Source organism: Ancylobacter sp. Lp-2, from assembly GCF_020523795.1.
Classification (GTDB): domain Bacteria; phylum Pseudomonadota; class Alphaproteobacteria; order Rhizobiales; family Xanthobacteraceae; genus Ancylobacter.
This window is the reverse complement of record NZ_JAJALI010000014.1, coordinates 1-12,059: the sequence shown is the minus strand read 5'-3', so window position 1 is coordinate 12,059 and position 12,059 is coordinate 1. Positions and strand designations below refer to the sequence as shown.

At 67.1% G+C, this 12,059-nt stretch carries 9 protein-coding genes; 5 read left to right on the top strand and 4 right to left on the bottom strand.

Annotation, left to right across the window (positions count from 1 at the left end; all coding sequences use genetic code 11):
- Positions 1 to 3 precede the first annotated feature (3 nt).
- From LGR54_RS23345 to LGR54_RS23330, 4 genes are all read right to left on the bottom strand, one after another.
- Positions 4 to 1,092, bottom strand: coding sequence for a hypothetical protein (locus tag LGR54_RS23345; RefSeq protein WP_230364363.1), 1,089 nt, complete (start codon positions 1,090 to 1,092; stop codon positions 4 to 6).
- 1,000 nt (positions 1,093 to 2,092) lie between these two features.
- A complete protein-coding gene (gene fabI, locus LGR54_RS23340) occupies positions 2,093 to 2,878 on the bottom strand; it encodes an enoyl-ACP reductase FabI (RefSeq protein ID WP_230364362.1) in 786 nt (261 codons plus the stop codon).
- Between the two features lie 51 nt (positions 2,879 to 2,929).
- Complete coding sequence (locus LGR54_RS23335) at positions 2,930 to 3,895, bottom strand: phosphate acetyltransferase (RefSeq protein WP_230364361.1); 966 nt, start codon at positions 3,893 to 3,895, stop codon at positions 2,930 to 2,932.
- Positions 3,896 to 3,901: 6 nt separating this feature from the next.
- Complete coding sequence (locus LGR54_RS23330; RefSeq protein ID WP_230364360.1) at positions 3,902 to 6,121, bottom strand: DUF3141 domain-containing protein; 2,220 nt, start codon at positions 6,119 to 6,121, stop codon at positions 3,902 to 3,904.
- Positions 6,122 to 6,718: 597 nt separating this feature from the next.
- Between LGR54_RS23330 and LGR54_RS23325 the strand changes: the two genes are divergently transcribed.
- From LGR54_RS23325 to LGR54_RS23305, 5 genes are all read left to right on the top strand, one after another.
- Complete coding sequence (locus LGR54_RS23325) at positions 6,719 to 7,198, top strand: hypothetical protein (protein ID WP_230364359.1); 480 nt, start codon at positions 6,719 to 6,721, stop codon at positions 7,196 to 7,198.
- A gap of 125 nt (positions 7,199 to 7,323) precedes the next feature.
- Complete coding sequence (locus LGR54_RS23320) at positions 7,324 to 7,734, top strand: hypothetical protein (RefSeq protein ID WP_230364358.1); 411 nt, start codon at positions 7,324 to 7,326, stop codon at positions 7,732 to 7,734.
- Position 7,735: 1 nt separating this feature from the next.
- Positions 7,736 to 8,971, top strand: coding sequence for an HlyD family secretion protein (locus LGR54_RS23315; protein ID WP_230364357.1), 1,236 nt, complete (start codon positions 7,736 to 7,738; stop codon positions 8,969 to 8,971).
- Positions 8,972 to 9,245: 274 nt separating this feature from the next.
- Positions 9,246 to 10,835, top strand: a complete 1,590-nt coding sequence (ggt, locus tag LGR54_RS23310) for a gamma-glutamyltransferase (protein ID WP_230364356.1) — start codon at positions 9,246 to 9,248, stop codon at positions 10,833 to 10,835.
- Between the two features lie 99 nt (positions 10,836 to 10,934).
- Entirely contained in the window at positions 10,935 to 11,330 is a 396-nt protein-coding gene (locus LGR54_RS23305; RefSeq protein WP_230364355.1) for a hypothetical protein, read from the top strand.
- The last annotated feature ends 729 nt before the right edge of the window (positions 11,331 to 12,059 follow it).

Below are 12,059 nucleotides of genomic sequence, written 5' to 3'. Positions count from 1 at the left end.
GCGTCACGCGAACGCCTCGGCGTAATCAGCCCAGTCCCCGGCTCCCATCGCCTCGGCGATACTCAGGTGCCGGCTGCCGGCCTCGAAGGAGCGCTCGACGGAGAAGGAGACCGATTTCGAGATGAAGGCGACGCGCACCGAGACAGTGACCTTGGCGACGCCTTTGGCGACGCGCTGCGCCGGGTAGTAGCTGAGCGACAGCATGAACTCGATCGAGATCGAGACGATGGCAAGGATGGTGACCTCGCCGCCGACGCGAACATAGCCGGTGAGTTCGGAATCCGTGCCCTTCAGGCCGATATAGATGCCGGCGAGGATGTGGACCGAACCGCTGGCGACGCCGACGTCGAGCGAGAACATGCCACCGAACTCGAACATCACCTCGACAGAGCGGATGCCCTCGGTGTCGAGTTCGACGCGGGCGAAGCCGCCGCCGCCGAGGATCAGCACCGAGAGCTGGAACGGCTTCTCCCGGCTGGCGAAAGAGAAGGCGAGGCTCGGCCGCCCGGTGAGGAAGGGCAACACCAGCGAGGTGCCGATGGCGATGTTGCGGATCGAGAACACCCCGAAGGCCGCCGGCGGCAGCGGCAGGGCAAAGCCGACCTCGATGCTGGTCGGTTGCAGGGTGATGCGCGGGCCATTGGCGCCGAAAATGCCGGGCGGGATGATCTCGCTCAGCGACTGCACGAATTTCAGCGCACCGAGGAATTCGAACGGCGCCGCCTCGTCGAGCGCCACGTCGACGGAAGGCGACTGCCCGCTTGCCGAGCCGAAGGAAAAGCGGTTGAAATTCACCCGCACGACATTGAGCAGCGTGACCGAGAACTCGTCGAGCCGGCCGCTGATCGTGAGAGTCGGCCCGGTCGTCGGATCGTCCAGCCGCTTGGTGACCACCACCTCGGTCTTCAGCCGCGTCGCCGCCCCGCCGGGCTTGAACTCGACCACGCCGAGATCGACGTCCCTGGTCGGCGCATCCCATTGCATCCGGGTAACGGAGCGTGTCGGGGGCCCGCCTTCGGGCTCCAGCAAGGTGACGATCTTCGGCGCGGCATCGGCAAGCAGGGTCGAGCCGAGCAGGTCCTTGACCGGCACGGCGCCGAACAGCTTGGCATCGAGGCTGGCGAAGGCGGATGCCGGGTCGAAATTCCGCCCAGCACGCCGCCAAGATCGCCGGCAATCGGTCCGAATTTGGTCGAGAAGCCTTTCACCGACAGGTCGGGCCGCACGATGCCGCCGGTCTGATCGGCGGAGAAGCCGATATCGAGATCACCGGTAACCCGCGCGAACAACCCGGCCGCATCGTCGAGCCCGTTGGCGAGGTAGCTCGGATCGAAGGCGAGCCGGGTCGGTGTCGCCACGCCGGTCAGATGCTCGAGCGCCGGCGCGCGCACGTCCAGCGCGTCGATCTTCGGCAGGAAGGCGGCGCCGTTGACGTCGAGATCGGCCCCGAACAGCAGGCCGGCCGAGACGAAGCTCGCCGTCTGCGCATTCGAAGCGAAATCGGCGATCTTCATCGGCGCGCCATTGGTCGGAGCCGGCCGGCGGTGGATCGTGTAATGCTGGGCCACCATCGGCAGCCCGGCGGGAATGTCGTCGTCGGGCACGAAGATCAGCTCGGCGGCGAAATCGATCCGGTTGCCGGCGCGATCGAAGCCGGTGCAGGGAAACGGCCAGGATTTATTGCCGACCCATACTTCGAAGCTGCCCGTGGCGATCCCTGTCGGTGAGTCGCCGGTCATCCCCGGCGTATTCAGCTTCGGCGTCGCCGCAACATTGATCCGCACGCTGTCCAGCGGCATCTCGCGGCCATCAGCAGATCGTCCGGCCGTAACAGCACGACGGTGATCATCATAGCCACCCCGACCAAGGATCTCTCGACCAAGTTGCAAGGTAACAGAAGATATTACCCGAACAAAGATTTCAAATTTCATCCGATCATGTCGATTATAATCAAATAATATTCGAAAATTGAAGTAATAGAAAAACTACCCCTAGGATATGCCGACGGCAATGTCCGTCCGGTCGGAGCGCGGCGACATTCGCCCGTCCGGATGTTCGCAGCGAGTGCCAAGGCACCGGGATGCCGCTGCGGTCAGTCGATGATGTGGTAGCCGCCGTCGATATAGAGCACCTGCCCGGTGATCAGCCGGGCGGCATCATGGGCGAGGAAGGCGGTGGCGGCGCCGACATCGTCGATGGAGACCAGTTCGCGCGCGGGCGCCTTGCTCTTCGCCTTCTCCAGCAGCGCGTCGAATTCCGGGATGCCGGAGGCCGCGCGGGTCGCCAGCGGCCCCGGCGAAATCGCATGCACCCTTATGCCCTTGGGGCCGAGTTCGGCCGCCATGTAGCGCACCGCGCTCTCCAGAGCCGCCTTGGCCACGCCCATGATGTTGTAGTTCTCGACCACCCGCTCGGAGCCGTAATAGGTCATGGTGAACAGCGTGCCGCCATCCTTCATCAGCGGCTCGGCGAGCTGCGCCATGCGCAGGAACGACCAGCAGGAGATCTCCATCGTGGTCAGGAAGCCGTCGCGCGGCGCATCGGTCACCCGGCCGGCCAAGGTGTCGCGCGGCGAGAAGGCGATGGAGTGCACGACGAAATCGAGCTTGCCCCATGTCGCCGCGATGCTCTCGAACACCGCCTCGACCTGTCCGGGCACCGCCATGTCCAGCGGCAGGAAGATCGGCGCTTCCAGCTCGGCCGCCAGCGGCTCGACATGCGGGCGGGCCTTCTCGTTGAGATAGGTGATCGCCAGATCGGCGCCGAAGGCGCGGAACGCCCGCGCGCAGCCCCAGGCGATCGAGCGATCATTGGCGATCCCGACGATGAGGCCCTTCTTGCCTTCGAGCAGCTTCGCCTGCACGGCGGGAATGGACATCGCGGCGCTTCCTTCATGACGGCCGGAGGACGGGGATCGCGGCAGGCGCGGCTATTCGGCGACGGCGAGCGCAGCGCGACGGCGTCCGGCATAGAGCGCGGCAACGGCGCAGGAGGCCAGCCGCGTGCGCACCGAATCCGCCCGCGAGGTCAGGATGATCGGTACCCGGGCGCCGAGCACGATGCCCGCCGCATCGGCCCGCGACAGGAAGGTGAGATTCTTCGCCAGCATGTTGCCGGCCTCGAGGTCCGGTACGACCAGGATCTGGCCATGACCGGCCACCGGCGAGACGATGCCCTTGATCGCCGCCGCCTCGGGATCCACCGCATTGTCGAAGGCAAGCGGGCCTTCCAGCAGGCCGCCGGTGATCTGCCCGCGCTCCGCCATCTTGCACAGCGCCGCCGCCTCGATGGTGGAGGGGATCTTGGTGGTCACCGTTTCCACCGCCGAGAGGATGGCGACCTTCGGCGTGCCTAGCCCGACACCGCGCCAGAGGTCGATGGCGTTCTGGATGATGTCGCGCTTGGCGTCGAGGTCGGGAAAGATGTTGATCGCGGCGTCCGTAATGAACAGCGTCTCGGCATGGCCGGGCACGTCCATGACGAACACATGGCTGATGCGCCGGTCGGTGCGCAGCCCGGTGGCGGAGGCGGTCACCTCCTTCATCAGCTCATCGGTGTGCAGGCTGCCTTTCATCAGCAGCTCGGCGCGGCCTTCGCGTACCAGCTCGACCGCCTTGGCCGCCGCCGCGTGGCTGTGCGGCGTGTCGACGATTTCGATGCCAGCAAGGTCCAGTGCGAATTTGTCGGCCACCGCGCGGATCTTCGCCTCGGGACCGACGAGGATCGGCACGATCAGCCCGGCCTCGGCCGCCTCCAGCGCCCCGCGCAGCGAGGTCTCGTCGCAGGGATGCGCGACGGCGGTTGTCGCCGCCGTCTCGGCGCGCGCGGCGGCGATCAGCCGATCATATTTGGACGGGGCCGAAGGGTCGGGAGCCGGTGTCCGCGTATCGGCCATGCGCTGTCAGTCTCCGCGTCGTGCCGCGACGGTCAGCTTGCCGCGCGGCTTTTCCTGTTCCGGTTCGTCCTGCACGGAGGCATCGAGGCCGAAAAGCCGCCGCACCTCGCCAAGCCGCGCCGCCGTCTCGCCCTCGAGCGCGCCGCTGGCTGACAGCACCTGTTCGACCAGGGCGAAGGCAGCGGCCCGGGTCTCCGCATCCTCCGCGCGCAGCAATTCGGGAATCGCCTGCAGGGCGGCGGAGCGGTCGGCGAGCAGCATGGAGAACTGCTCGCGTACCAGCGCCTTGAACTGGGGCAGCGTCAGCTTGCGGGCATGCCCACCCTGGCGACGCAACTGCTTGATGGCCTGGAAGCCGCGCTCGTCGGCGCCGCCACGGGCGCTGCCGACATAGAGCAGGGCGCGCAACGCCGCCTCCAGTACGCCGCCGCGAGCGAAGCCGGCGCGCAGTTCCTCGATCTTCTTCGCCAGGAGCTCGGCATGAAGCAGGCTCTTGCTGGCGGTGCGCGGACGCCGGGACGAGGTGGAATCGACGCCGACCGCCGCCTGCAGCACCGGCGAGCCATAGACGGTGCGGAAGACCAGCTCGGCTTGGTGTTCCATCGCCTTGCGCCAGCCGTCGAGGCTTTCGACGATCTGGCGCGAGACCTGCTCCTGCGCCTTGAGGAAGGCATTGTCCTCGGCGACCGGCCGGCGGTCCTCGCGTACCTTGGCGACCGCGTCGTCGAGCCAGCCGAGAGCGGGGTTCTGCGAGCCGAACATCTCGTAGGACAGCCGCAGCGGGTGCAGCTTGCGCATGGTCTCCGCCATGGCCGGATTGGTCATCGCCCGCACGAAGGGCTGCACCAGCGCCCGGTAGAGCGACAGGTTGATCTCGGAGACCCGCGCCGCCGCGGCAAAGCTGCGCTCGTCGGCGAGGTCGTTGCCGCCCAGCGCGCGGATATCGTCGAGGTCGCGCGCCTCGCAGCGCATGATCCAGTCGCCGGTGATCAGCTCCGGATCGGCATCGGTGTCCGATTTCCGCGTGAACGTCGCCTCGTAGAGGCCGGGCGGCAGGACGTCGATGAAGTCGATATTGGAGGCGAACTCCTCATGCTCCTTCTTGGCGACGCTGCCGGAGACGAAGATGCCGAGATGGCCGACCGTGTCATGCACGGCATAGACGATGGTCTGGCCATAGGAGCGGATCTCGTCGACGCTGTCATAGAGGTCGAGGATCCAGTCCAGCGCCTGCTGCGGCGGGGTGATGTTGTCGCCGCGCGAGCAGAACGCCACGATCGGCGAGCGGATATTGCGCAGGTCGACCTGCACGCCGTCGGAGGTACGGATCTCGCCGCAGGCGAGCCGGTTGCCGATGAACAGCTCATCGACGATGAACTGGATCTCCTCGGCGTTCAGCGTGACGTGGCCGCCCCACCATTTCTCGAAGCCGAGATAGCGCTCCACCTCGGTATCGACCTTGGAGTAGAGGTTGTACTGCTTGCTCCAGAGCGTGTTGGCGGGGTTCTGGTTCTCGAAGTTCTGCACCAGCCAGGCGCCGTCGAAGATGCCGGCGCCGAGGTCGCTGGTCAGCGCGGTCAGCCAGCTGCCGCCGAGCAGGCCGCCGGAATAGCGCATCGGATTGACGCCCTTCACCCCCGCCCAATAGGACAGCGGGGCGCCGGCGATGATGATCGGCCCGAACAGCTCGGGACGCACCGCCGCCAGCATCATCACCGCCCAGCCCGCCTGACAGTTGCCGATGACGCAGGGCTTGCCCTCCGCCTGCGGGTGGCGCGCGGTGACCCGTTCCAGGAAGACGGCCTCGGCCCGGGCAATGTCCTCGATGGTCTGGCCGGGCATGGGAGCGGGCAGGAAACCGACGAAATAGCAGGGATGGCCGGCCGCCATGGCGACGCCGATCTCGCTGTCGGCCTTGAAGCCGCCAATGCCCGGGCCATGGCCGGCGCGCGGGTCGACGACGACGAAGGGACGCTTGGCGTCGTCGGTCGTCACGTCGGGCGGCGGCACGATCCGTGCGAGCAGGTAATTGACCGGCCGCGGCAGGCTGCGCCCGTCACAGATGAGTTCCGCCTTGTAGTCCAGCACGTTCGGTGCCGGCTCGGCCATGTGCTGCTCATATTGCAGCCCGCGCTGGCGCAGGGCGTCGAGGAACAGCGTCCAACGTTGCGCGGCGTCGACGAAATAGGCACCGGCATCGGAAGCCATATTCGGAGCATTATGCATGATGCACTCCTCCAAAACCGCTCCATCCTACCCGCGATCCAAGTATCGTCCATGACAGTGAGGGGCGATTTGACGGGTGTCAAACGGCGTCGACCTTCATAGCGGGAGACGAGCGGCGAAAGATGAACCGCGGGCGGCAGGCTCCGGATGCGGCTCTTGCGGCCGGCGCCTGCATGGAGCAGAATCAGGCAGGATTGTACCAGCGATCCAGGCTTCCCGAGCCTGAGCAAGAGTCGTCGGGAATGGTGCCCTATGCATCGAGATGGGATATCCGCGCGGCGCGCGCATCTTGAGCGACCGACCTCCGCTTGCGGACGGCCTGCCGGCGTCGCGACGTGTGGGCTGTCAAGATACGCACATAGTATTGTTGTACTATCCAAGCATTATATTGTTGCAACCGCTCTTCTGGAAGCTGTCCTGCTAGAATTCAGACAGACCGATCCGCTCCCGGCCATCGGCAAGAAACGGTATCGGTCACGACAATCGCAGGGGCGGTCAACGTCCCGCTCGACCTGATGACTATGTGCGTTCCGAAGCATCGCAGCGCGCGCCGGATTCTGCCGCGCCGCGCCCGCAGGGAGGGAGAACATGACCGATATGGCCGATAAGACTGCGTCGCTCGGCGACGAAACCTTCATGTCGGCGACAGATCTCCAGAATTACATGGAGAAGATCGCCATGGCCCATGCCAAGGAGGTCGTGAACGCCATGGACCAGGCCACTTTGGCGCGCGAGCAGCTCGCCAAGACCTTGTCCGAGCCGATGGAGTTGACGCCGGAGGCGCTGGCAGAGATTTCCGGCCGCCTTCAGGTGAAGCTGCGCGCCGCCGCCGAGCGCGGCGACACCGAGATCATGGTGATGCGCTTCCCGAACCTGCTGTGCACCGACCACGGCCGGGCAATCAACAACACACTGGAAGGCTGGCCGGACACGCTCACCGGGCGGCCGCGCCAGGCTTATGAGCTCTGGCGCGACCGGTTGAAGCCGGCGGGCTACGGGTTGAAGGCGATGATCGTCGACTGGCCGAACGGCATGCCGGGCGATGTCGGCTTCTTCTTGTCCTGGACCCGGAAATAGCACCCCGGAATCAACCCGTGCGGGTCGGGTGGGTATGTGCCGATACCGAGTGCCTCCCGGTATGAACCGGGAAGCCTGCTGCGCCCCGGAGAAGGGGCGAACTAGCCTTGCGAGAGAGTTGCGTCATGACCGAGCCGCACCCGTCTGCCGTCGAGCACCTGCCCTTCTTCATCACCGCGCCCGGCGGTACCGACGTGCTGATGATCATCGCGGTCGTGACGCTCGTCGGGGCGGTGCTGCTGGCCGGCGTCTTCTTCCTCACCGTGCATTCGCTGCCCGAGCGCCTGGCGCATAAGGGGCAGAAGCTGCAGTTCGAGTTCGTCGCGGTGCTGTGCCTGCTGGCACTGTTCACCCACTCTCATGTGTTGTGGGTGGCGGCGCTGCTGCTGGCCTTCATCGACCTGCCGGATTTCCTGGCGCCGCTGAACCGCATCGCGCGTGCGTCGGAAAAGCTTGCCGACCTGCCATCACCGCCCGATCCCGCAGCGACCATCGAGCCGCACGCGGCCGCGCCCCACTCGCAGGCGGGAGGCTGAGATGCTCGAGCTGTTTCTGTGTTCGATGCTGACGGTGCTGCCGGACTATCTCTATCGCCGCTACGGCCAGGGCAAACGCTTCGGCCATGAGATCACGCTGTATTCCGTCTGGTACGAACTGCGCTGGGGCATCACCACCTGCCTGATGCTGACGGTGTCGCTGATCACCATCATCTTCTACAATCACCCGTCCTCCACCAGCGTCACCGCCTATTTCCGTACCGTCTCGATCCTGCCGGAAACCATCGGCCGGGTGGCGGAGGTCTATGTCGGCGTGAGCGATCACGTCACCAAAGGGGAGCCAATCCTCCGCCTCGACAGCAGCGCGCAGCAGGCGGCGGTCGAAACCGCACGCCGCCGCATCGTAGAAACCGATGCGGCGATGGTGGTGGCCCGCTCGGACGTTGCCGCCGCCGAGGGACAGATCACCGCCGCCACGGAATCGCTGCAGCAGGCCCGTGACGAATTGCAGACCAAGCAGGAACTGGTCGCGCGCAACGCCGACGTGGTGACCCGCCGCGAGATCGAGCGGCTGCAGAATGTCGTCGATGGCCGCGAGGGCTCGCTGGCGGCGGCTCTGGCCGCCAGGGAGGGCGCGCAATCCCGCCTCACCGCGCTGTTGCCGGCGCAGAAGGCCAGTGCCGAGGCCGCGCTCGCCGAGGCTGAGACGGCGCTGGCCAAGACAGTGGTACGCGCCGGGGTCGACGGGCGCGTCGAGCAGTTCACCCTGCGGGTGGGCGACCTCGTCAACCCGATGATCCGCTCGGCCGGCCTGCTCATCCCCGACGACACCGGCCGCCAGCGGCTGATCGCCGGCTTCGGCCAGATCGAGGCGCAGGTGATGAAGCCCGGCATGGTCGCCGAGGCGACCTGCATTTCCAAGCCCTTCGTCATCATTCCGATGGTGGTGACGAGCGTGCAGGACTTCATCGCCGCCGGGCAGTTCCGCGCCGGCGAGCAACTGCTGGACGCCCAGCAGGTGCAGCAGCCGGGTACGCTCACCGTCACCCTGGAGCCGCTCTATCAAGGCGGTCTCGACAATGTGCCGCCGGGATCGAGCTGCATCGCCAATGCCTATTCCAGCAATCATGACCGCCTGGCCGCCGGAGGGCTCGGCCCGGCGCAGTGGTTCTATCTCCACATGGTGGACACGGTGGCGCTGGTGCATGCGCTGCTGCTGCGCCTGCAGGCCCTGATCCTGCCGATCCAGACCCTGGTGTTCAGCGGGGGTCACTGACCCGCTGAACACCACTCGCCATGTCTCCCGGGTGCGGCGCAGACCGCTTCGGCGCGCCGATCGCCACGCTCTTCCACGCGGTACGGTGAGGTGTACGGTGAGGACGATGTCGGCGCGTGAGGCCGGCGCGTCGCGCAACACTGCACAGCGACATCGCCGGCCCGGCGTTCTTCTTCGGGTCCAGGCGCACACGGCATATTGAACGCCCGTCCGCCGCCCCTTATGGCTGGGCCGGCGCCGGCGATCCGGCGGTGTGTTGCGAGAGAACCGACCCATGCGCGATTTCCAGAAGCCCGGACGCTCCAGCGTTGTCGCCCGCGAGGGCATGGCCGCCACCTCGCATCCCTCCGCGACGCTCCCCGCTATCCGGGTGCTGGAGGCCGGCGGCACCGCGCTCGACGCGGCAATCGCCGCCTGCGCAGTGCAATGCGTCGTCGAACCCGGTTCGACCGGCATCGGCGGCGATTGCTTCGCGCTGCTGGCCGGCGAGGATGGCAAGGTCCACGCCTTCAACGGCTCCGGCCGCGCCCCGGCGGCGCTCACTGCCGGGTATCTGCGCGGGCTCGGCCTGACGCAGATTCCCCGCCAGTCGCCGCATGCCGTCACCGTGCCGGGCGCAGTCGACGCCTGGACACGGCTGCATGCCGATCATGGCCGACTGCCCTTCGCCGAATTGCTCGCGCCCGCCATCCATCTGGCGCGCGAGGGCTACGCGGTAGCCGAGCGCGTGAGCTTCGACTGGGGGCGCGAGGCGGCGCTGCTGGCCGGCGACGCCAACGCCGCCCGCGTCTTCCTCCCGGGCGGACGGGCTCCGGCGGCCGGCGAGGTGCATCGCCAGCCGGAGCTGGCCGCCACGCTGGAGGTCATCGCGCGCGAGGGTCGCGACGGCTTCTATCGCGGGGCGGTGGCGCAGGACATCGTCGCCTATCTGCGCGATCTCGGCGGCCTGCACACGCTGGAAGACTTCGCCGCGGCCGCCGGCGAGTATGTCGCGCCGATCCATGCCGATTTCCGCGGCCACCGGGTCTATGAGTGCCCGCCCAATGGCCAGGGCGTCATCGCCCTGATGATCCTCAACATCCTCTCGCGCTTCCCGGCGTCCGGCGATCCGCTGGCCGTCGACCGCCTGCATGTCGAGATCGAGGCGACGCGGCTCGCCTATGCGGCCCGCGATCGCTTCCTGGCCGACCCGGCGCAGGCCGAGGTGCCGGTCGACTACCTGCTGTCCGACGCCCTCGCCGACGAACTCGCCGGTCGCATCCGGCTCGACCGGGCGCTTGACGACATGCCGGCCTTCGCCGGCGGCGAGCATCGTGACACCGTCTATATCTGCGTCGTCGACCGGCAGGGCAACTGCGCCAGCTTCATCAACTCGATCTTCCATCCCTATGGCGCCGGGCTGCTGGCCCCGCGCTCGGGCGTGCTGTTGCATAATCGCGGCCAGAGCTTCGTGCTGGAAGAGGGCCATCCCAACGAGCTCGCCCCGCGCAAGCGCCCCATGCACACCATCATCCCCGGCATGGTTCTGAAGGACGGCCGTCCGCTGATGCCGTTCGGCGTCATGGGCGGCCATTACCAGGCGATGGGCCACGCGCATTTCCTGTCCAAGGTGCTGGATTTTGGCCTTGGCCTGCAGGAGGCGATCGACCTGCCGCGGCTGTTCCCGCTGCCGGGCACGGCAAGCGTCGAGGCGGAGACCGGCTTTCCGGTGGAAACGCTCGCGGAACTCGGGCGACGCGGCTTCGATATCGTGCCCGCCGTGCGGCCGATCGGAGGGGCGCAGGCGATCCGGCTCGACCGCACCCACGGCACGCTGACCGGCGCCTCCGATCCGCGCAAGGATGGCTGCGCCCTCGGTCTGTGAGGCGCATGGGCCGGGGGCTGGCGGCCGGCGGAGCTCCGGGCCGGCGCACTGGAAACGCACGTACCGACCAGCAAGATGGGAAGGCTGAGCCTTCCCATCTTGCTGGAGCGTCGGCAGCCGGCAGATCGGCCCGAAACCCAGCGACCAGATGACGACGAGCCCGAGCTGCAGCGCAGCGCAGCGCAGCGCAGCAAAATAAGAAGCCGGCTTACTTTTTACAGGACACGCGACACGTTCTCGCGGGAGCGGATTGAAGCACCGTCCTTCGGCGGCATCCTGACGGCCGATAGCAGGCAGACGGCGAGAAGAGAAGCAGCGAGGTCATCACGGGTTCGCCTCCGACTCACTGCTGCGGTGGTGCCGGGGGCGGCGGAGGCGGATGCGGTGTCGGCGCGCTACCAGGGCGGCACCTTCTGCGCCTCGGGCTATGACCGGGTCGGTTTCGCGCCGGAGGAGGTGTTCGGCTGGCGTGCGGGGGCCTCGCGACAATCATGAGCCGGCTGCTTTTCGGCCGGTATGCTCGGCGAGTTGAAGATCGTCTCTCGGATGCGCCTGGCGGGGTGTGCTCGGCCATTCCTCATCCGATCCGGCCCCCTGATGACGCACCGGCCGGCCCCAGCGCGTCGGCGGGATCGGCCCTACGCGGCTTCGGCTCGATCCGTCGACCATGATCGAGGCGATGCCGCGTATTTTCACTCGATCTAGGGGTCGGGATCGAGGCCGCTATCGGCCGGCGCCGGAGATCAGGGCTCGGCATCGTCGACCGGTGCTGATGCCGCGACTGATGATTGGGGTCGGGAAGCCCCGGTTGAGGTTCCGGAAGATAGCCGTGCTGATCTGCTGGGCGATTGGTCAGCACCACCCTCCCCTGCCCCACTCGGCCAGTTGCTGGATCGCTACGCGGTGGTGGCGCGATAGCGCGGATTTATGTCGGAGGTTCCGCGTTCGAGCTGGCGAACCTCGCCGCAGTGGAGCGTATCTGGGGCGAGCGTTCCACGTTTGGATGGAAGGGTATGACGGTTCGAGCCTGGCTGGCCCGCGCGTTCCGGCTGCGGGATCTCGGCGTGTTGGCTTGAGGATAGGTCGTTTCTGGTGTCGGCCCGCCGTTGCGCGTCGTTTGCGCGCGTCGTTTCGGCGTTGCGTCAGCCCTAAACGCAAAAACCCCGCCGGCATTTCTGCGCGGCGGGGTTTTCGTGAGATTGTGAAGAAGCGTGCATGTGCTCG